General features: G+C 70.0%; 18 protein-coding genes and 1 pseudogene. 12 read left to right on the plus strand and 7 right to left on the minus strand.

Annotation, left to right across the window (positions count from 1 at the left end):
* Positions 1–25 precede the first annotated feature (25 nt).
* Both AB0K18_RS36005 and AB0K18_RS36010 read left to right on the plus strand, forming a co-directional pair.
* Positions 26–724 carry an alpha/beta fold hydrolase gene (locus AB0K18_RS36005; protein ID WP_364923671.1) on the plus strand — a complete coding sequence of 233 codons (699 nt, stop codon included), beginning with the start codon at positions 26–28 and terminating at the stop codon, positions 722–724.
* Positions 724–1,788: an epoxide hydrolase family protein gene (locus AB0K18_RS36010; RefSeq protein WP_364923725.1), complete on the plus strand. Its 1,065-nt coding sequence runs from the start codon at positions 724–726 to the stop codon at positions 1,786–1,788. The genes AB0K18_RS36005 and AB0K18_RS36010 overlap by 1 nt, the downstream gene beginning before the upstream one ends.
* 82 nt (positions 1,789–1,870) lie before the next feature.
* Here AB0K18_RS36010 and AB0K18_RS36015 read toward each other — a convergent pair whose 3' ends face one another.
* Positions 1,871–2,548: a helix-turn-helix domain-containing protein gene (locus tag AB0K18_RS36015; RefSeq protein WP_364385268.1), complete on the minus strand. Its 678-nt coding sequence runs from the start codon at positions 2,546–2,548 to the stop codon at positions 1,871–1,873.
* A gap of 146 nt (positions 2,549–2,694) precedes the next feature.
* Between AB0K18_RS36015 and AB0K18_RS36020 the strand changes: the two genes are divergently transcribed.
* The 6 genes from AB0K18_RS36020 to AB0K18_RS36045 all read left to right on the plus strand — a co-directional run bounded on the left by AB0K18_RS36020 (position 2,695) and on the right by AB0K18_RS36045 (position 7,289).
* A complete protein-coding gene (locus tag AB0K18_RS36020) occupies positions 2,695–3,903 on the plus strand; it encodes a cytochrome P450 (protein WP_364923675.1) in 1,209 nt (402 codons plus the stop codon).
* A gap of 5 nt (positions 3,904–3,908) precedes the next feature.
* Positions 3,909–4,835, plus strand: a complete 927-nt coding sequence (locus tag AB0K18_RS36025; RefSeq protein ID WP_364923678.1) for an ATP-binding cassette domain-containing protein — start codon at positions 3,909–3,911, stop codon at positions 4,833–4,835.
* Complete coding sequence (locus tag AB0K18_RS36030; protein ID WP_364923680.1) at positions 4,832–5,590, plus strand: ABC transporter permease; 759 nt, start codon at positions 4,832–4,834, stop codon at positions 5,588–5,590. The genes AB0K18_RS36025 and AB0K18_RS36030 overlap by 4 nt, the downstream gene beginning before the upstream one ends.
* 102 nt (positions 5,591–5,692) lie before the next feature.
* On the plus strand, positions 5,693–5,902 hold the full coding sequence (locus tag AB0K18_RS36035) for a hypothetical protein (protein ID WP_364385280.1): 210 nt from the start codon (positions 5,693–5,695) through the stop codon (positions 5,900–5,902).
* 99 nt (positions 5,903–6,001) lie between these two features.
* Complete coding sequence (locus AB0K18_RS36040; RefSeq protein ID WP_364923684.1) at positions 6,002–6,676, plus strand: DUF6230 family protein; 675 nt, start codon at positions 6,002–6,004, stop codon at positions 6,674–6,676.
* A 64-nt stretch (positions 6,677–6,740) separates the two neighbouring features.
* Positions 6,741–7,289: a DUF6114 domain-containing protein gene (locus tag AB0K18_RS36045; RefSeq protein WP_364923687.1), complete on the plus strand. Its 549-nt coding sequence runs from the start codon at positions 6,741–6,743 to the stop codon at positions 7,287–7,289.
* A 201-nt stretch (positions 7,290–7,490) separates the two neighbouring features.
* On the opposite strand, the gene AB0K18_RS36050 is transcribed toward AB0K18_RS36045, so the two are convergent.
* Both AB0K18_RS36050 and AB0K18_RS36055 read right to left on the minus strand, forming a co-directional pair.
* Positions 7,491–8,135: a response regulator transcription factor gene (locus tag AB0K18_RS36050; protein WP_364923690.1), complete on the minus strand. Its 645-nt coding sequence runs from the start codon at positions 8,133–8,135 to the stop codon at positions 7,491–7,493.
* On the minus strand, positions 8,126–9,775 hold the full coding sequence (locus tag AB0K18_RS36055; RefSeq protein WP_364923693.1) for a sensor histidine kinase: 1,650 nt from the start codon (positions 9,773–9,775) through the stop codon (positions 8,126–8,128). The genes AB0K18_RS36050 and AB0K18_RS36055 overlap by 10 nt, the downstream gene beginning before the upstream one ends.
* A 119-nt stretch (positions 9,776–9,894) precedes the next feature.
* Here AB0K18_RS36055 and AB0K18_RS36060 point away from each other — a divergent pair, with 119 nt between their 5' ends.
* Together AB0K18_RS36060 and AB0K18_RS36065 are read left to right on the plus strand one after the other, a co-directional pair.
* Positions 9,895–11,418, plus strand: coding sequence for a nitrilase-related carbon-nitrogen hydrolase (locus tag AB0K18_RS36060; RefSeq protein ID WP_364385295.1), 1,524 nt, complete (start codon positions 9,895–9,897; stop codon positions 11,416–11,418).
* 622 nt (positions 11,419–12,040) lie between these two features.
* Positions 12,041–12,715 (plus strand): GAP family protein, encoded by a 675-nt coding sequence (locus AB0K18_RS36065; protein ID WP_364923696.1) that lies wholly within the window; start codon positions 12,041–12,043, stop codon positions 12,713–12,715.
* A gap of 43 nt (positions 12,716–12,758) precedes the next feature.
* Here AB0K18_RS36065 and AB0K18_RS36070 read toward each other — a convergent pair whose 3' ends face one another.
* The 3 genes from AB0K18_RS36070 to AB0K18_RS36080 form a co-directional block, all read right to left on the minus strand.
* On the minus strand, positions 12,759–14,555 hold the full coding sequence (locus tag AB0K18_RS36070) for an alkyl sulfatase dimerization domain-containing protein (RefSeq protein ID WP_364923699.1): 1,797 nt from the start codon (positions 14,553–14,555) through the stop codon (positions 12,759–12,761).
* A 280-nt stretch (positions 14,556–14,835) separates the two neighbouring features.
* Positions 14,836–15,180, minus strand: coding sequence for a hypothetical protein (locus tag AB0K18_RS36075; protein WP_364923701.1), 345 nt, complete (start codon positions 15,178–15,180; stop codon positions 14,836–14,838).
* Between the two features lie 284 nt (positions 15,181–15,464).
* On the minus strand, positions 15,465–16,688 hold the full coding sequence (locus AB0K18_RS36080; RefSeq protein WP_364923704.1) for a GDSL-type esterase/lipase family protein: 1,224 nt from the start codon (positions 16,686–16,688) through the stop codon (positions 15,465–15,467).
* 817 nt (positions 16,689–17,505) lie between these two features.
* Between AB0K18_RS36080 and AB0K18_RS36085 the strand changes: the two genes are divergently transcribed.
* Positions 17,506–18,054 carry a DUF4865 family protein gene (locus AB0K18_RS36085; protein ID WP_364923707.1) on the plus strand — a complete coding sequence of 183 codons (549 nt, stop codon included), beginning with the start codon at positions 17,506–17,508 and terminating at the stop codon, positions 18,052–18,054.
* 37 nt (positions 18,055–18,091) lie between these two features.
* Here AB0K18_RS36085 and AB0K18_RS36090 read toward each other — a convergent pair whose 3' ends face one another.
* Entirely contained in the window at positions 18,092–18,931 is an 840-nt protein-coding gene (locus tag AB0K18_RS36090) for a DinB family protein (protein WP_364923710.1), read from the minus strand.
* Between the two features lie 28 nt (positions 18,932–18,959).
* Here AB0K18_RS36090 and AB0K18_RS36095 point away from each other — a divergent pair.
* A pseudogene (locus AB0K18_RS36095) lies at positions 18,960–19,077 on the plus strand (hypothetical protein); the annotation flags it as partial.

The raw sequence follows: 19,077 nt of genomic DNA on the forward strand, positions 1-19,077 counted from the left end.
ACATTGATCGGAAGGAGTCGACGCGATGTCGACCATCGTTCTCGTCGGCGGTTCGTTCCTCGGCGCATGGGCCTGGGAGCGCGTCACGCCGCTGCTGACCGCGTACGGCCACCAGGTGCATCCGCTGACGCTCACCGGTTTCGGCGACCGCGCGCATCTGGGCTCGTCGGACACGACGCTCACCACGCATGCCCGCGACATCACGGCCGCGATCGAGTACGCCGGGCTGCGCGAGGTGGTGCTCGTGGCGCACTCCTACGGCGGAGCGCCGGCCACGATCGCCGCGACCATGATTCCCGGACGGATCGCCCGGCTGGTCTACCTCGCCGCGCTGCTGCCCGAGCCGGGCCGGAGCCTGTTCGACATCACTCCCGCGCCCGTGGTCGAAGCGATCATGCGGACTGTCCGGGACGGGCGGATCCCGGTGATGAGCGACGAGATCATCGACGCCGGCTTCGGCGAGCACGGGCTCACCCCCGAGGACCGGGCCTGGCTGCGGGCACGCGGCGCCGGCCAGCCGATCGGCACCTACCAGGACCCGGCGCCGGCCGACCTGCGCGCGGTGCAGGGGCTGCCCCGTACCTACATCGCCTGCGCGGCCGACCCTGGCGGCCCGCCGCGTATGCCGGGCCTGGAGGTGATCACGCTGGACGCCGGGCACTGGCCGATGATCACCGAACCGGAGTCGCTGGCATGGGTGCTGGACGAGGCGGCCCGGTCATGATGCGGCCGTACCGGGTGAGGATTGCGCAGGAGAGCCTGGACGACCTGGCCGCCCGGCTGGCCGCGGCCCGCTTCACCCGCCCGCTGCCCGGCCACGGGCTCGGCGTGCCCGCCGACCGCGTCCGGCACCTGGTCGAGTACTGGCGCGACGGCTACGACTGGCGCGCCTGGGAGCGGCGGATCAACGTCCACCCGCAGTTCATGACCGAAATCGATGGGCTTGACGTGCACTTCCTGCACATCCGTTCGGCCCGGCCGGACGCCTTGCCGCTCATCCTCACCCACGGCTGGCCGATGTCGGTCGCGGAGTTCCTGCCGCTGATCGACCGGCTGAGCGACGCCTTCCACCTCGTCATCCCCTCAGTGCCCGGCTTCGGGTTCTCCGGTGTACCGCGCGAGCCGGGCTGGAACCGCCGCCGAGTCGCCGCGGCATGGGCGGAGCTGATGCGCCGGCTCGGTTACGAGCGCTACGGCGCGCACGGCAACGACGTCGGCTCCTTGATCTCCATCGAGCTCGGACGCCTGGATCCGTACCGCGTCGTCGGGGTGCACGTCACCCAGATCTTCTCCCTGCCGTCCGATGATCCGGCGGAGCGCGCCCTGCTGGGACCGGACGACCGGGCGAAGCTGGCCGCCCTGGAACGCTTCATGGCCGGCCGGAGCGCCTACCTCGCCCTCCAGTCCACCCAGCCGCAGACCCTGGCGCACGCGCTCGCCGACTCCCCGGTCGGCCAGTTGGCCTGGAACCTGCAGCTGTTCGGCGACGCGGTGAGCGACGACTACATCCTCACCAACGCCGCCATCTACTGGCTGACCGACACCGCCGGCAGCTCGGCCCTGATCGGCTATCACGGCAACCGGCCGCCTGCCGGACCGTCATCGATCCCCCTTGGCCTTGCCTGTTTCGCCGACGACTTCTTCCCCTCCATCCGCCCGCTCGCCGAACGCGACCACAGCGTTATCGTGCACTGGAACACCTACGACAGAGGCGGACACCATGCCGCGCAAGAGGAACCTCAACTCCTCGCCGACGACCTCCGCACGTTCTTCACCACGAACCGGTGACGGCCCCGGCCCGCAGCCATGGTGAGCAACAGTGATCGCCCGGCTGCACATCGCCACAGCGGAAACGATCCCAGCGCTCTGATCACGGCGGGAGGTCGCGCCAGCGTTCGGCCGAGGCCAGAGCGTCCAGGCTGATCCGCTCCAGGAACGCACCGCCTCTGGTCAGGCGGCGTCCCACGGGCGTGTCGAGCCCGAGCGTCTGCCCGGCCGTCTTCGTGATCTCCGCCGCCGCGAGTGTCTGCCGGGCGCTGATCACGGTCGAGTGGTACCAGGCGTCGTCGTCGACCACGTACAGGTCGCGGCGCCGCTGCGGATCACGTTCGCGCCTGATCAGCCCCTGCTGGGTCAGGTAGCCCACCGCCATGGAGATCGAAGCGGGACTGACGTTCAGTCCGCGCGAGAGCTCGGCGGCGGTGAGCCTGCCGTTCTCGCTCAGCCACAGGCCGATGAGCACGCGCGCCACCATCTTCGGCAGGCCCATGCCGACCGCCAGCTCGACGGCTCCCTCTTCCACCTCCACGACCGTGCGGTCGTGAGGTTCGGGGGAGCGGGCCGGCGTGCGGCGCCGTGCCCGCCGCGCCGCCGCCTGGTGCGCTCGCTCGGGGCGGTAGTCGCCGGGGCCGCCGTTGCGGCCGACCTCCCGGCTGATCGTGGACGTCGGCCGGTCCAGCCGCCTGGCGATCTCGGCGTACGAACGTCCTTCGGCGAGGCCGGCCGCGATGCGCTGGCGGTCCTGCCGCGTCAACCTTCCCTCTGGCATGACGTCAGTATTGCGTTCGGCACCATGCAATGCAACGAATCATTGCATTCGGATTCAGCGCCAACGCATCAATTTAACGGCCTTGGCCTGCATGAAAGTACTTCTGTGAATTGACGGAATTTCTGAAGGCAACGTAGCTTTCAATCATGTCGAACGCGAACTATCGCGTGGAGCCGGTCACTTTGTCCCTGGACCGCGCACCCGCGTGCCCCTTAGATCCCGCCCCTTCGCTCACCGCCCTGCGCGCGGAGCAGCCGATCGCCCGCCTGGCCGTGCCCGAGGGCGCTCCGGGCGTCTGGATGATCACCGGTTACGACCTGGTCCGCCAGATTCTCGCCGACCCACGCTTCAGCTCCCGCTACGAAACGCACTACCATCCCCTGGCGGGCGGCCACCTGCCGCCCGCTCTCGCCGGCGACCTGACCGGCATGGACGCGCCCCAGCACACCCGTTACCGCAAACTGCTGGCTGGCAAGTTCACCGTCCGCAGGATGAACCTGCTCACCGAGCGGGTCACCGAGATCACCCGCGACCGGCTCGACACGATGGAGCGGCAGGGGCCGCCCGCCGACCTCGTCGAGGTCTTCGCGCAGCCGGTTCCCGCACTGATGATCTGCGAGCTGCTCGGCGTGCCGTACGAGGACCGCGACCAGTTCCAGAACTCCACCCGGACCCTGCCGGACGCCGGGACCGCTGAGGCGCAGTACGCCGCCTTCGCCGAGCTCGGCACCTACCTGCGGGAGCTCGCGCTCGCCAAGCGGGCCAAGCCGACCGACGACCTGCTCAGCGACCTGGCCACCGGCGGCGACCTGACCGACGAGGAACTCGGCGGCGTGGCCGCGTTCCTGCTCGGCGCCGGGCTCGACACCACCGCCAACATGCTCGCACTCGGCACCTTGGCCCTGCTGCGCGACCCGGCCCAGCTCGCCGCCCTGCGCGGCGATCCCGATCTGGCCGCCGGAGCCGTAGAGGAGCTGCTGCGCTACCTGTCCGTCGCCGCCACCGGTATGCGCGGCGTGCTGGAGGACGTGGAGCTCGGCGGCAGGCGGCTCAAGGCGGGCGACACGGTCATCCTCGCGATCAACGCCGCCAACAGGGACCCGGCCAGGTTCCCCGAACCCGACGTGCTCGATCTGCGCCGCTCGGCCGCCGGGCATCTGGCCTTCGGCCACGGCGTCCATCAGTGCCTCGGTCAGCAACTCGCCCGCATCGAGATGCGGGTCGCGTTTCCCGCGCTGCTCACCCGCTTCCCGACGCTGCGGCTGGCCGTACCGGCTGAAGAGCTGTCGTTGCGCACCGACCCCTCGCAGGTGTACGGCGTGCACAGCCTGCCCGTCACCTGGGATCGGAGGTGAACGTGATGCGTCCCTTCGTCTCGGTGACGGGACTGCGGAAGTCCTACGGCGCCCACCGCGTCCTGGACGGCATCGACCTGTCCATCCGGCAGGGCACCGTCTTCTCGCTGCTCGGCCCGAACGGCGCAGGCAAGACCACCACGGTCCAGATCCTGTCCACCCTGGTCAAGGCCGACGCCGGCGAGATCCGGGTCGCCGGGCACGACCTGGCCACAGAACCCGACAAGGTGCGCGCCGCGATCGGCGTCACCGGCCAGTTCTCCGCCGTCGACCCCTTCCTCACCGGCGAGGAGAACCTGCGCCTCATGGCCGACCTGCTCCACCTCGGCCGCTCCCGCGGCCGCGAACGCGCCCGCGAACTGCTGGAACGCTTCGACCTCACCGACGCCGCGCGCAAGCCCGCGGCCACCTACTCCGGCGGCATGCGCCGCCGGCTCGATCTCGCCATGACCCTCGTCGGCACCCCCAAGCTCATCTTCCTCGACGAACCGACCACCGGCCTGGACCCGCGCAGCCGCCGCACCATGTGGCAGATCGTCCGCGACCTCGTCCAGCAGGACGGCGTGACCATCTTCCTGACCACCCAATACCTGGACGAGGCCGACGAACTCGCCGACCGCATCGCCCTGCTCAGCCAGGGCCGGCTGGTGGCCGAGGGCACCCCTGCGGAACTCAAGCGCATGGTCCCCGGCGGACACATCGTCGTACGCTTCGCCGACCCCGACGGTTACCTCAGGGCGGCCTCCCACCTGAGGGCCACCTCATACGACGAGGAGTCCCTCACGGTGCAGATCCCCGACACCGGCGTCGACGCGCTGCGCAGACTCCTGGAACGGCTCGACACGCAGGCCGTCGACGTCGCTGAACTGTCGGTGCACAAGCCCGACCTGGACGACGTCTTCCTCGCCCTGACCGAGGAGCCCACGCGATGAGAGCGATCACCGACTCCGCGACCATGCTGCGGCGCCAGATCAGGCACATGTGGCGCTACCCCACGCTGATCCTCACCTACGCGGGCGTCCCGGTGGTGCTCCTGCTGCTGTTCGTCTACGTCCTCGGCGGCATCATGGGCGCCGGGATCGGCGGCGACCGCGCCGCCTACGCCGCCTACATCACCCCCGGCATCATGATCATGACGATCGCGAGCGCCGCGCAGGGAACCGCGATCTCGGTGGCCGTGGACATGACCGAGGGCATCGTGACCAGGTTCAAGACCATGGCCATCGCCCGCGTCTCGGTCCTGACCGGGCACGTGCTCGGCGCGCTGGTCCAGAACTTCGTCGCGATCGCGGCGGTGACGCTGGCGGCCCTGCTGATCGGCTTCCGCCCCGCCGCCTCCGCGCTGGACTGGCTCGGGGTGGTCGGCGTGCTGGCGATGTTCACCTTCGCCATCACCTGGCTGGCGGCCGCGATGGGCATGGTCACCAAGAACGTGGCCACGGCCAGCAACCTGCCGATGCCGTTGATGCTGCTGCCTTTGCTGGGCAGCGGCGTGGTCCCGCCGGAGTCGATGCCGGGCCCGCTGCGCTGGTTCGCCGAACACCAGCCGTTCACGCCGGTCATCGAAACCCTGCGCGCGCTGCTGGCCGGGCGGCCCGCGGGAGCCGGCCTCGCGGCGGCGGCTCTCTGGAGCGCGGTCATCGCGCTGGGCGGATACCTGTGGGCACGCAGGCTCTACAACCGGTGAGGGCAGACGTGTTCAAGCGCATTCTTCCAGCACGTGACCTGCTCGTTCGGGCGCCGTTGGTCGGTGAGTACCTGCTGGGCAGCGTCGCCACCAACGCGACCGATGATCATCGGGCTCAGTCCGCTCCATAGCGGTGGCGCGCTGCTGATCCTGAGGTGGCCCGCCGGTGGCGGCTGGGGTGGCCGGGGGATCATCCTGCTCAAGGCCGGCCTCACCGTGTCAGCCGTCCTGTTCCCGCTGGGCGGCGCGGCCGGGCCGGCGTCCTGGCTCCCCACGTTGCTCGCCCTGGTGGGGATCAGCGTTGACCGATGAAGAGTGCGCCCTTCTAGATATCGGCAAATCTGTCCAGCCGCACGCCATAAGCGCCGCGATCTCCGGCGTGTAGGCCACCGAGCACCGTGGACGTCCCGCATGCTGGCACTAGAACGACCTGTGACTTTCTGTAACATCGCTGGCCCGCCTGGGGGCCGGCGTGAAGTGGGGCGCATGATGGCCGAACAGGGACGCGTGCGATGGAAGCGCTTCGGCCTGATCCTCGTTCCCGTCGCGGCAGTGACCTCGCTGCTGATCGGCAGCACAGCTCAGGGAGTCATCGGCGCCACCTTCGTGGTCTCCGGCCGCGGTTTCAAACTGTTCGCCGGTGAGTTGCGCGGTCAGGGCTTCTCCTTGGCCACCGACGTGGACCGGACCAAGAAAGGCCGGCTGGTCCCCGTCATCGTGGCCGGCGTGCGGCGGGCCGCGGTCAGGGAGTTGTGTTCGAGCGCGCTGGTGAAGACGCCTGTGGGCACGGTGACGCTCCTGCTGACCGGCGGCCAGGACGGCAATGAGGTCGCCATCGACGATCTGGTGATCGATGTGTCGGTGGGACAGACCGCGGCCTCCATCCGCGACCTTGAGCTGGGCCGGGATGCCAGCACTCTGGACGAGGTTCCCGCCGGCAGGGGGCGGGCCGGCACCTTCGGCGGCCAGGCCAGAGTGGTGACCCTGCGCGACGTCAGGCTAGGCGCCAGGGCTGTCACGGCCGGCACGTTCAGCCTGCCCGACCTCGGTCTCAGGCTGTTGCACGGTGAGCACGAGTGCTACTGAGGTGGAGCCGGCCCCGGCCTGGCGGAGAGCGGCGGGCGCGGCGCGAGATGAAGGGTGCGAGATCATGAGGTCGTGGCGGCGTTCCCGGCCGTTCTGGGCCGGGCTGTTCATCGTGGCGGCGGGGACGGAGCTCCTTTCCATCCCGCTCGCCCTCGACGCTCTGCCCGTGGCCCTCATGTTCGGCACCGTGGGGGCCGGCTATCTCATCGCCCTCATCTTGATCATCGCGGGGATGCTCGTGTGGCTTCAGCCCGCCCAGCGGGTTTTCCTCGGTCTGATCGCGGTGCTGCTGTCTCTGGCGTCCTTCGTCCACTCCAACCTGGGCGGCTTCCTGCTCGGCATGATCCTGGGCCTGCTGGGCGGCATGCTGGCCATCGCCTGGACCCCTATCAGCCGGCCCGCCGGCCGCTTGGACACCGTCACCGTGCGGAGCGTCCTGGCTGCGGTCCGGGCCTTCCCCTCACGCCTGGGCGTGCCGCGGTGGAAGACGGCCATCACAGTGGGGCGGCGCTGTCGGCGGCTGGTCGTGCCCATGAGGCGAGCCCGTATCGAGGCCGATCGTGTGCCGGCGGACAGGAGGTCTCCCGCGAAGCTGCGAGAGCCGGCAGGGTAGCGGGGCACGATGGCTTCCCCGAGGCGAAGCGCGCGGAAGGCCGGGAAGGCGGGCAGCACGGGATGACGCGAGCGCGTTGCGACGCCGCGATGCCGGTGCCGCGCAGCGGTCGCTGACCTGCGATGACGCAGGGCCCTTCATGTCTCGGTTGGTCACGGTGTTGGATCAGGAACTGGGCCTGGCCCTCGCGCGCGTGTGCGGTCATCGGCGGAGATGGGCGAGGACGGCCAGGACACGGCGGTGGTCGTCGGCGTGGGCGGGGATCTGGAGTTTGCCGAAGACGGCGGCGATGTGTTTCTCCACCGTGCGCTCGGCGATGCCGAGCCGCCGGGCGATGGCGCCGTTGGAGCGGCCTTCGGCCATGAGAGCGAGGACTTCGCGTTCGCGGTTGGTCATCGTGGCCGGACCGTCGGCGGCCTGGCGGCGTCCCAGGAGGAGAGCGACCACCTCTGGGTCCAAGGCCGAGCCGCCGCGCGCCACCCGCCGCACGGCCGCGGCGAGTTCCTCCAGGTCGGCGACCCGGTCCTTGAGGAGGTAGCCGACGCCGCGAGGGTCATGGCCGAACAGTTCGAGCGCGTACGTCACGCGTACGTGCTGCGACAGCACGAGCACGCCGGTCGCCGGGTGACGGGCACGGATCTCCCGGGCGGCGCGCAGTCCCTCGTCGGTGTACGTGGGCGGCATGCGGATGTCCACGACCGCGACGTCCGGCCGCTCCGCCTCGACCAGGGTGAGCAGCCCGTCGTGGTCAGCCGCGGTGCCGGCGATCTCGAAGCCTGCCTCGGCCAGCAACCGGCTCAAACCTTCCCGCAGGAGCACCGCGTCGTCGGCCACGATCACGCGCATGGCAGCACCGCGTCCACCGTCGTGCCTGTTCCCGATCGGCTGGTGATCGTCATGGTGCCACCGAGCGCCTCCACCCTGTCCCTGAGGCCCCTGAGCCCGCCGCCGTGCGGGTTCGCGCCGCCGACGCCGTTGTCGCGGACGGCGATGGCGACCTCTCCGGGCGCCGCCGTGACCTGAACGGAGACCCCGGTGGCACGGGCGTGTTTGGCGGCATTCGCCAGCGCTTCGGAGATCACGTAGTAGGCCGTCGCCTCCACCGGATCGGAAAGCCGGTCAGCTGAGTGCCATCGGAGGTCGACCGGAACGGGGAAGGACCAGGTCAGTTCTGAGACGGCGGCACGCAGGCCGCGTTCCGAGAGAATCGCGGGATGGATGCCCTGGCTCAGCCTGCGGAGATCGTCCAGAGCGGTGGCCAGGCCGGCGCGGGACTCCGCCAGGACGGTACGGGCACCGTCCTGCTGGTCCAGCCGGGAATCCAGCAGGGCCAGGCCCATCGCGACCGAGATGAGCTGCTGCTGAACGCCGTCGTGCAGGTTACGTTCGATCCGGCGCCGCTCGGCCGCCGCGGCCTCGACCAGCCGGACCCGGGACGCCTGCAACTCGACCAGCTTGGCACGCAGTTCGGCGTGCAGGTGGCGGTTCTGCAGGGTCAGCCCGGCGGCTGCGGCCACCGCGTCGAGGAGTTCGGGCTCGGCCAGCAGCGCCCGGTCGTGGATGATGGCCCCGATGGTGTCGCCGTCGCACCTCACCAGAGAGGCCGCCTGGCGACCTCCCTCAGCGGGCATGGCCACCGGACGGCCGTGGACGTCGACGAAACGATCCTGGTCGGACGCCCGATAGGCGATCCGGAGCGACGGGTCACGCAGTGCCCGGGCCAGCCCCACGTCGAGCTGCTCGTACCGGCCGTTCCCGGTGAGGAGATCGGCCACCTCGGCCCTGCGCAGCCGCAGGTCGAGCAGCCCGGCCAGGAACGCGACAGGGACAGCCGCCAGCGCCGCCGTGAACAGCGCGAACAGCGGCCACTGCCAGCCCGGCGCGAGCCAGACGCTGAGCACGTTGGCGGCCAACGCTATGCCGGCCAGGGCCCCAGCCCACAGGTGGGACCTCATCTCGTGCCGCTCGACAGGCCCGGCCCGCCACCACCGCATGGCCAGCACCGTGACCGCCGCGATCAGCAACATGATCCCGGCACCGTACTCGACGCCGGTCAGTACCGCCGCCATCGGGCCCGTCGGCAGAAGAGCGGCGGCCGCGTGTACTCCCAGCACATCGGCATAGCCCAGCGCCACGAGGGCGCGCAGCGGCCGGGTGCGCAGTCTGCCCGTGGGGAAAGCGAGCAGGAGGTGCCCGACCAGCGCCACGTAGAGGTTGTTCAGGGCGTGACCGATCACCACCCAGGGAGCGGTGTGCGTCCAGGTCAGCAGATGAGCGAACCAGGCGAAGCCGACGGCGGTCATCAGCGCTCCGGTGCGCAGCCGCGGACGGCGTACCCGGGCGAGCACGCCCGCGATCGTGAACGACCAGCCCACCAGCGGCGTGAGCAGCACGAACACGATGGTCAGCCCGCCCGAAGAGCCCACGACGACCACGGTCATGATCACGCCGAAGACAAGGAGCACGGCGGGAATCACCCGCCACATCGGAAACATCTCACCATTTAACGCCTTACCAGCCCCGACGCGACCATACGTGCCAGCACCCAGTACTCGCTGGTGGCAGCACGCTTCACCTGGCCGGACGTGCTCGCCAGACTGCCAGGATGATTGACACGTCACGCAGGGAAGACAGCATTCCCCGTTTTCTCTGGCTGGCCGCAGGCGGAGGTTTGTCCATCCTGGGCTGGCACGGTCCCTGGCAAGTGGCCGTCGCAGCCTGGTTGTTCCCCGTCTTCCTGATGCGGTTCGCCCGCCGCAGCCGGGTCCTGCCCGGCTTCGCCGCCCTGTGGCTCGTCCAGGCCATCGGGGGACTGGCGTGGCTGTACCAGACGGGCCTGCTCGTCAGGCTGCCCGCCGGGGTCTCGGTGCTCGTGGTGACGGCCGTGGCCGCCCTGCTGGCCTTGCCGTTCCTGCTCGATCGCCTCCTCGCGCCCCGCAGGGAGATCGCGGGCAGCCTGGTGTTCCCGCTCGCCTGGGTGACCGTGGAATTCCTGCTCGCGCAGATGACCCCGTTCGGCGCCTTCGTCGTTCTCGGCACCACCCAGCACGACGACCTGCCGTTGATCCAGATCGCATCCGTGACCGGCGCCTACGGTGTGAGCTTCCTGGTGACCTGGTGTGCCCCGGTCGTCAACCAGGTCTGGCAGCGGGGCCTCAGCCGGCCCCTGCCGGTTCTCATCTACGCGGCGGTCCTCCTCGCGGTGCTGGCCGGGGGCGGCGCCCGGCTGGCGTTCTTCCCGCCGTCCGCGGCGTCGGTACGCGTCGCCGCCATCAGCCCGTCCACGGCCGCCGCCGAGGCCAGAGCGGCCGCCACCGCCCGGCTGCGCGCGCAGTACGGATCGTTCGAACAGGTCCTGGCCCGCGCGCCGGAGGCGCAGCGGCAGGCGCTCGCCGGTGCGACGGACGAACTGCTGGCACGCAGCGAGCAGGAGGCAGCCGCCGGCGCCAGAATCATCGCCTGGTCGGAAACCGCTGCCTGGACCATGCAGCGGGACCTGGACGCCTTGCTCTCCCGGATCCGGACACTGACCGCACGGCATCACGTCTACCTCGTGGCGGGCCTGTCCGTATACGCCGACCAGGCGCCGTACCTGCGCAACAAGACCATCATGGTCACCCCCGACGGCCGGGTCGGCTGGGACTACGACAAGTCCCATCCCACACCGATGGAAGGGCTGGTTCCCGGCACCGGCCAGGTCCCCGTCCTCGACACCCCCTACGGTGGGCTGGCCGGGGTCATCTGCTATGACGCCGACTTCCCCGCGCTGATGAGCCAGGCCGCCGGACGGGCAGGTCTGATGGTCGTGCCGTCCCGGGACTGGCAGGGCATGGACGCCGCCCACGCGCAGCGAGCGATCTTCCGCGCCGTGGAGAACGGATATGCCCTGCTCCGCCCGGCCGATCACGGGCTGTCCAGCGCAGTCGACCCACAGGGGCGCATGCTCGCCACAGCCGACTACTTCGCCGCCGGCCAGGTCTCCATGGTCGCCTACCTCCCCGTCCAGGCGGTGCGGACGGTTTACGGCACGGTGGGAGACCTGTTCTCCTGGCTCTGTCTGGCCGGCGTGGTCGTGCTGATCGTCTCCGGCGTCAGGCGTCCCGACCCGTCCGTACGCCGGACGGCCTGATGCCGTGAGCCCAGAGTCAGCGATCAGGTTACATCGTCGATCAGCTCAAGCGTGGAGTCACGATCGCGCGCCGCCCTGGACGGTGGCGAGCGCTTCGTCCACCACGATCGCGACCGACGACTCCGGGCTGACACTCAGGAAGGGGGCCCGCGAGCAGCGCGTACCCGATCATCGCGCCGAGTTCCGTGTACAGGCCCGACGCCGCCGGCAGGCCCGCCGGCGGTGCGGAGGCGAACGCCTGCGGCACCAGCGCCGCCGGCGGATCCGGGCGCGGCCATGCGCGCCGGTAGCCGCACAGAGCCCCACCCGGGAACGGCGGACCGGCCCCCCGCATCTGCCCTCGACGGACTCTTCTGGTTCCTCGCCAACAACAGGGCAAGGGAACGCTCGGGAGAGCATCGTTCCTGCTCAGAAGGGGTACGTCAGCCGCACGGGGGTGAGGCGTGCGTGCGGTGCTGGGGGAGCCGTTGCCGCTTTCGCCGCACTGGCCATCCCGCTCAATGTCGGCTCCGCGCGGATCGCCGGGCCGCCACCCGTGGCCGACCTGTGCCCAGGCGCTCGTCTGCGCGGCGGTGTTCCTGCTGTTCTACGCCTTCGAACCGGGCTTCCTGGGAGGGTGACCATGGGTAAGGCCTTCGCCGACATGCTGCCCTACACCCTCGGCCTGATCGTCTCGCCCTTCCCGGTGGTGGCCGTCATCGCCCTGCTGATCAGTGCCAACGGCCGCGCCAAAGCGCTGCTGTTCGAAGCCACCTGGCTGCTCATGAGCTGGATCGTGCTGATCGTCCTCATCGCCGTGCTGGGTTCGGCCGGGGCTGCCGGACACGCCCGGCCGGCGTGGGTCGCCTGGCTCGCTCTGATCATCGGTGCGCTCCTGCTGGCGATGGCCGTCACGGGAGTCCGGCGGGCCGCCCGCCGCCGAGAAGGCGTGGCCCCTCAAGTGCCCCGCTGGCTCGCCGCCATGGACACCCTCACCCCATCCAAGATCATCGGTGTGGCGGCGCTGCTCATCGTGGCCAACCCGGTCAACCTGGCCTCCCTGGCGGGCGGCGCCATCACCGCCGCCCACGAGCCGCTGCCTCTCGGCCGGCAGCTCGTCCTCACCGCCGTGTTCGTCGTCATCGGCAGCATCGGGGTGCTCACCCCCTACGCCACCGCGCTCAGTGCGGGCGGCGAGCAGCGCCTTCAGCGGATGCGCGACTGGCTCATCCGGCACAACGGCGCCCTGTCTTTGCTCCTGATCCTGGTCTTCGCCCTGCTGTTCCTCGCCAAAGGCCTGCGCAGCCTTCTTGGCTGACGCCGGAGTCGCCCGGGGTACGACTCCCGGGCCATCGGCCGGGTTACGGCGTCACGATCGCGAACGCTGGATCCGGATCCTCCAGGACGGCGGTCAGGCGGCGCAGGACCTCCATGTCGCCCTCATGCTCGATGCCGCCGGACTGCCGGCCGGTGAGCAGGCCGAGCAGTTGCTGCTGGGTGAGCGTGAGCGTCAGGTCCGCAGGCTGCGGCGGCGGGTCGGCCTGGTGGATGAGCGCGCCGTTGGACAGCGTGGTGCGGTGGCGCTGGTTCAGGTCCGTCAGGTGCCAGTCGATGGCCAGGCTCTCGTTCCACGCGCGGGGCCCGTCGACGCGGATGGCCAGGGAGTCGAAGATCTGCTCGACGGTGAGGGCGGCGAGCATTTCCGGCGAGGCGGTGTCGAGGTCGGCGGGGACGACGCCGCTGGTCAGTTCCAGCGCGCCGACCAGGTAGAAGTTCCGCCAGGTGCCGTTCTCGCAGCCGTGGCCGAGCCGGGTGTAGACCTCGGCGAGCATCGAGCGCGCCTGATTGTCGTGCTCGTCGGCGAAGACGGCGTGGTTGAGCAGCGTGGCGGCGAACCGCAGGTCGCCGTCGTCGAGGTAGCGGCGGGCGTAGGCGAGGACGCCGTCGCGTCCGCCCATGCACTCGACGTAGCGGCGGGCCTGCTCGACCGGTGGGTGCTCCCACAAGTGCGCCGGGTTGCCGTCGAACCAGCCCAGATAGCGCTGGTAGATCGCCTTGACGTTGTGGCTGACCGAGCCGTAGTAACCGTGGGTGTGCCACGCCTGCTCCAGAGCCGGAGGCATGCGCATGGCCTCGGCGATCTCGGTGCCGGTCATGCCCTTGTTCAGCATGCGCAGCGTCTGGTCGTGCAGGTAGGCGTAGAGGTCGCGTTGCTGCGACAGGAACGTGACGATGTTCTGCGTGCCCCAGGTGGGCCAGTGGTGCGAGGCGAAACAGACCTCGGCCTGGCCGGCGAACAAGGCGATCGCCTCGGTCAGATAACGCGACCAGACACGCGGGTCACGGACCAGCGCGCCGCGCAGCGTGAGGATGTTGTGCAGGTTGTGCGTGGCGTTCTCGGCCATGCACAACGCCCGGCGCTCAGGGATGAGGAAGTTCATCTCCGCCGGCGCCTCGGTGCCCGGGGTGAGCTGGAAGACGAGCCGCACGCCGTCGAGCGTTTCCTCCTGCCCGGTGCACGTGATGTCCTTACTCGGCGGGATGAGAGAAATGGTGCCGGTCGAGGTGGTCATGCCCAGCCCGGTTCCGATCTGCCCTTCCGCGGAGCGGGGCAGAGCCGGGCCGTACATGTACGTGGCGCGGCGGTTCATCGCCGTGCCCGCGTAGACGTTTTCCGACACCGCGTGGTGCATGAATCCGGCCGGGGCCAGGATCGGCACGCCGCCGTCGGTGACGCCGCGCACTCCGCCGAAGTGGTCGGCGTGGGAATGGGTGTAGATCACCCCGGTGACCGGGCGGTCTCCTCGCTGCTCGCGGTAGAGCTTCAGCCCGGCTGCGGCGCATTCGACGGACAGCAGCGGGTCGATCACGATGACGCCGTGCTCGCCCTCGATCAGGGTCATGTTCGACAGGTCCAGGCCGCGTACCTGGTAGATGCCGTCGGTCACCTCGTACAGGCCCTGCTTGACGCACAACTGTCCCTGCCGCCACAGGCTGGGATGCGCGGTGTCCGGGCACTCCTGCTCCAGGAACCGGTAGGAGTCGCTGTCCCACACGACATGGCCGTCGGCCCTGACCATCGCAGGACTGAGCGCGGCCACGAACCCGCGGTCAGCGGCCTCGAAGTCCGCCCGATCACCAAAGGGAAGATCTGCCATGGATGCGGCCTCCCCGCCGACGACCCCGCTCCGCCGCCACCCGCCGGAACCTTCGCCCGCCCGTGACCATCTCTTTGACGGCCGCGCGGATGCCGGCAGCGTCTGACCAGCCGTTGATCGGGATTCTGCGCGCTCAACGCCTCAGGCTTCGACGTGCCCTCAGCCGCCCGGGGGCCATCGCGGTCACGTCGCGCAGGGTGCGCTTGCGCCTGGCTGAGCTGCCTCCTTCATGCCACGCGTCGCGCCCATGGGGGAGCGGGAGGGGGCGCCGCTCGCCACTTCAGGAGAAGATGACGGAGCGCACCAACAGGCGCTCGGAGGCGCCTGCGCCGGGACGCAGGCTGTAGAAGACATCCCCCCTGCAGCCGGCCTCGAGGAAGACCGTGGCTGTTGAGTCGGTCAGGTTCTTCGGCGCGTAGGCGGCCGACGTGCCGTCAGAGCCCGCCCTCTGGAGGTCGATGCAGGTCCTGCTCTGTGGGTTGTTGATGAAGCCCACGGCGTCGTATCCGTCGGCGGTCTGATAGGAGTAGCGGAACTGGCCCATGGCGGCCGATGCGGAGGCGGGAACGGCCAGAACCAACACGAGGGAGCCGCCGACGGCGGCCAGGGCAGAGTGCAGACGCATGGCTCTCCTCTTCGCGAAGCAAAGAACACTGACTGTAATCATTAAGTCACATTCTGTGTCTGGCGTCGAGCGCGAGAACGTGCCGAGCATGACTGAAAGCGCTGATGAGAGGGGACGCCTCGGCAGGTGATCCAGGCGAGTCCATGGGCGGCGTATGGGAGAGTGTGACTACGCGGCTGTCGCGGTCGCCTGCGATGGCGCGGCAGCGGTTCCCGGCCCCGGACTGCACCATCGAGCCTGCCGAGCAGGGCCAGCATCACGGGTGAGACCGGCCGTGGACCAGATCAGGGCCGGCTCCTAGGCGCGTCCGTGTCGCAGGGCTGGGCGCTGGGGTTGCGGTAGAGGGACAGCAGGCAGCGGCCGAGTGCCTGCTGGCCGAACGCGTTGGGGTGCATGGCCTCCTGCTGGTGCCCCTGGCTGATCTTGGCGCCGACGGTGCCGTACCGGACCCACTCCATGGTGTCGCCGAGTTCGGCGGCGTCGTCCAGTGTGCCGGCTTGGCGGGTGCCCCGCTCGCACAACGCGTGGCCCTCCACGGCGCCCAGCATGCTCAAGAACTCCGCGCCGGTCGCGGTGGCCACCCGGCGCAGCATGGCGTCGATCGCGGGTGCCAGGGTGTCGTGCATCAGGTCGAAGTCGGCGTCCCACAGCGGGCAGCCGCCTACGAGCGTCCGCATGGCGGTCTTGCCGCCGCTGCCCTCGCTGTAGCGCACCCGGGCCGAGGAAGGCACCGGAGAGGGATAGGACTGCAGGATCAGCCGGTAGCCGGCGGAACGGGCCGGCGCCTGGCTCATCACCTGGCGGATCTTCTGCACCGCCAGCGTCACCTGCTGCTCCACCGCCGGTAGCGCGGCGAGGAACCGGTCGCCCTCGCCCGCGGAGGCGCAGGAGCGCCGGTCGCTCGCCATGTACAGGGCTGCGCAGCGGCGCAGCATCCCGGACAGGTTCAGGTCGTTGCCGCCGATCGAGAGCACGACCACCTCGACCTGCCGGGTGGTGGCCACCTGGGCCAGCAGGTCGGCTTGGGAGGCGGTGTTCTCCTTGAACGCCTCGCTGATGACGTGCCGGGTCTCCGCCCCCGAGCAGGCCAGGTTGATCGGGGTGAGCCCGGCACGGCGCAGCCCGGTGATCTCGGCGACGTCGGAGCGGTGACATCCGGTGTCCGCTCCGTGCAGGGCCGTGTCGCCATAGACCTGCTTGGCGTCGTAGCGGCAGATCAGATGCCTACGATAGGCGGCCCGGTCGGTTCCGCCGCGGGTGCAGCCCGCGGCGGCGGCCACCGTGCTGTTGCCCCACCACCGGCCTGCCTCGCCGGAGATGAAGCTGTCCCCCAGGGACACCGCCACCTGCTCGGGCGCCTGGGCCCGAGCCTGGGCGGGCACGGGAACGGCCAGGGCCGTCGCGCTCAACGCCAGGATCGCCAGGACCCGGCCGGCACGCCCGGCACGGCCCAGGCGGCGGGAGGCGGCGGGAACACTGCGGGGGTACTGCTGGGCGGTAGCGCTCACTGCTGTTCCTTCACTGCGGGTGGGAAACGCCTTCGAGTCGGGTCTTCGGCGTGCGGAAGAACGCGAACGCATGCCTGACCACGGCGTTCGGGGCTGCTGGAGATCTGGTGGCTGCTCTCTCAGGTCAGCGGGCGGTACGAACGCGGGTCCAGTTCAGGGGAGCCGCCGGTACCGGGTGCTGAGCACGTACGGCGGCGGGTGGAGCCGCCGTCCAGGCCGAGGTGGTCGACGATGGGTGGTGTCGTTCCTTCGCGTGGGGAAGCGCACACGCACGCTCATTCGGTTTCGCCAGCTCATGCGGGACGCATCAGATGGGGTGGGCCGGGCGAGCGGGTGAGCTGCGACGGCGGGCAGGCAGGTGGCCGTTCAGGCGGCGCTCAGGACGGGATGGGAGCTGGGGTGGGTGGCATGGGCAGGTGCATCTGACACTTCCTTTCCGCCGGGGCACGTAAACACGTAGCGTAGTCAGTGGTAACTGTGCGTTGATGTATCGCTTGGGTGAGGAGACTCTGTCCTGCATGCGATGCCTGAGCGCGCGGCGCTCTCGTGCTGATCGCCGCCGGGGATCCGGCTCATCTCGGATCCGGGCGATGAGCCCCGAGGCGATGCGATTGTCTCAGGTTGGCGAGGTTCGATGTCGCCGACTACATCGTGGGGGACTGTACCTACTAGTATGTACGATAGTGGCGTGGAAACACGGGACCGTTTGATGTTGGCGACGCGGGAGCTGCTGCGGGTGCGCGGTGACGTGGAGCGGACCCGTCTCAGACGCCACGTACAACGACTACCGGCCCACCACCCGGGAGGAAGCCCACTGATGTATGCCATGCAGTACGCGGTCCCGTTGCCGGCCGACTACGACATGCGGATCATTCGCGACCGCGTCGCCCGATCCGGCCATCTGCTCGACCGGTTCGGCGGCCTGGACTTCAAGGCGTACCTGATCAGGGAGAAGGCCAACGGCGCGGAGGCCAACGAGTACGCCCCGTTCTACGTCTGGAACGACATCGACGGGATGAGGGCGTTCTGCTGGGGCGAACCCGGATACTCCGCGATCGTGCGTGACTTCGGCCGACGTCCGATCCAGGATTGGACCATTGTCGGCGTCACGACGGGGCCCGGTCGACTCGACCAAGCCCGATCGATGCGGATGGCAACGCGACCGCTGCCCGCCGGCGTCGCCCCGGCACAGGTCATGGAGAACCTCACCGGCGACTTCCTCGCCTCGACCGGCCCGTCGACCGTGCGGAGAGTGGCCGCGGTCGACGTCACGACATGGACTTTGCTGCTGGCCACATTGAGCACCGACCCGCCCAGGAGCGCGGACTACGAGGTCCTTCACGTCTCGCCCGGACCCCGAAGCTGAGGCGACCGATCGCCGGGGTGACGGCCGTGTGCCGTCCTCACAGCCCGATCGTTCCGTCGATGCGTTCACGGAGCAGGTCGGCATGGCCGTTGTGCCGGGCGTACTCCTCGATCATGTGGATGAGCACCCAGCGCAGCGACACGCGTCCGCGCCACTCGTCGTGGCCCTCCAGGTTCAGGTCGGGTGCGTCGGCCGTGAACGCGTCGGCGAACGCCACCTCGCTGCGCCATGCCTCCCATGCCTCCGCGACGACCCGCCGATCGGGCGCCGCGCCGTCGAAGTCCCCATCGGGCCGGGTGGCCGAAGAGAAGAGAGGCGGTGCGTCATGGCCGGCCAGGACGCGCCGGAACCAGCGACGTTCCACGTCGGCCAGGTGGCGGACCAGCCCCAGCAGCGAGAGGGTGGAGGGCTCGACCGACCGGCGGGACAGTTCGGTGTCCAGGCCGGAGCATTTCATCTCCAGAGTCGAACGTTGTGCTCGCAGGAAGTCCGTGAGCATGCGCCGCTCGTCGCCCGTCGCAGGCGGGTCGAACCGGCGGTCATCGGCCGTGGGGAACATCTCGGCTCGCCTCCGCCGGCCGTCCGCGCCGGGGACAGGCGGGCCCTGTTCGTGAGGAAGGTGTTCGGTCGCTGCCGTGACATGGTCGCGTGGACCGAACACCGCGACGGCGACCTGGTCGTCGCGGTCGCGGGGCTGCTGGTCGAGACCTACGGTGATCAGCTCGTCTCTGGCGCGCGCCGTGGCGTACAGCTCGCGCAGTTGCTCTGGTGTGGCGCGCAGGACGGACACCGGGTGCGGGTTCTGGCCGGGGGCGAGGTCAGCTGGGACGTCCATGGCATCAGGCGCCGGGGGAGCGGACGGCAGCCGTCGGCCCATGCTGAGCCCGAGCACGGCCGCGGCGTTCACGGCCGACGGGGCCGGCAGATCCGCGGTCTGTGCCTACGCCGTGGGCCTGAAGTACAAGCTCGGCTACGACGACTCGCTCGACGTGGTCGGCGTGCACCTGGTCGGCGGCGTGATCG

Source organism: Nonomuraea sp. NPDC049421 (assembly GCF_040677005.1).
Classification (GTDB): domain Bacteria; phylum Actinomycetota; class Actinomycetes; order Streptosporangiales; family Streptosporangiaceae; genus Nonomuraea; species Nonomuraea salmonea.

What these genes read in the sequence shown, in the direction of transcription:
- AB0K18_RS36005 (WP_364923671.1), top strand. Translation starts at nt 26, where the DNA reads ATGTCGACCATCGTTCTCGTCGGCGGTTCGTTCCTCGGCGCATGGGCC.
- AB0K18_RS36010 (WP_364923725.1), top strand. Translation starts at nt 724, where the DNA reads ATGCGGCCGTACCGGGTGAGGATTGCGCAGGAGAGCCTGGACGACCTG.
- AB0K18_RS36015 (WP_364385268.1), bottom strand. Translation starts at nt 2,548, where the DNA reads ATGCCAGAGGGAAGGTTGACGCGGCAGGACCGCCAGCGCATCGCGGCC.
- AB0K18_RS36020 (WP_364923675.1), top strand. Translation starts at nt 2,695, where the DNA reads ATGTCGAACGCGAACTATCGCGTGGAGCCGGTCACTTTGTCCCTGGAC.
- AB0K18_RS36025 (WP_364923678.1), top strand. Translation starts at nt 3,909, where the DNA reads ATGCGTCCCTTCGTCTCGGTGACGGGACTGCGGAAGTCCTACGGCGCC.
- AB0K18_RS36030 (WP_364923680.1), top strand. Translation starts at nt 4,832, where the DNA reads ATGAGAGCGATCACCGACTCCGCGACCATGCTGCGGCGCCAGATCAGG.
- AB0K18_RS36035 (WP_364385280.1), top strand. Translation starts at nt 5,693, where the DNA reads ATGATCATCGGGCTCAGTCCGCTCCATAGCGGTGGCGCGCTGCTGATC.
- AB0K18_RS36040 (WP_364923684.1), top strand. Translation starts at nt 6,002, where the DNA reads ATGCTGGCACTAGAACGACCTGTGACTTTCTGTAACATCGCTGGCCCG.
- AB0K18_RS36045 (WP_364923687.1), top strand. Translation starts at nt 6,741, where the DNA reads ATGAGGTCGTGGCGGCGTTCCCGGCCGTTCTGGGCCGGGCTGTTCATC.
- AB0K18_RS36050 (WP_364923690.1), bottom strand. Translation starts at nt 8,135, where the DNA reads ATGCGCGTGATCGTGGCCGACGACGCGGTGCTCCTGCGGGAAGGTTTG.
- AB0K18_RS36055 (WP_364923693.1), bottom strand. Translation starts at nt 9,775, where the DNA reads ATGTGGCGGGTGATTCCCGCCGTGCTCCTTGTCTTCGGCGTGATCATG.
- AB0K18_RS36060 (WP_364385295.1), top strand. Translation starts at nt 9,895, where the DNA reads ATGATTGACACGTCACGCAGGGAAGACAGCATTCCCCGTTTTCTCTGG.
- AB0K18_RS36065 (WP_364923696.1), top strand. Translation starts at nt 12,041, where the DNA reads ATGGGTAAGGCCTTCGCCGACATGCTGCCCTACACCCTCGGCCTGATC.
- AB0K18_RS36070 (WP_364923699.1), bottom strand. Translation starts at nt 14,555, where the DNA reads ATGGCAGATCTTCCCTTTGGTGATCGGGCGGACTTCGAGGCCGCTGAC.
- AB0K18_RS36075 (WP_364923701.1), bottom strand. Translation starts at nt 15,180, where the DNA reads ATGCGTCTGCACTCTGCCCTGGCCGCCGTCGGCGGCTCCCTCGTGTTG.
- AB0K18_RS36085 (WP_364923707.1), top strand. Translation starts at nt 17,506, where the DNA reads ATGTATGCCATGCAGTACGCGGTCCCGTTGCCGGCCGACTACGACATG.
- AB0K18_RS36090 (WP_364923710.1), bottom strand. Translation starts at nt 18,931, where the DNA reads ATGGGCCGACGGCTGCCGTCCGCTCCCCCGGCGCCTGATGCCATGGAC.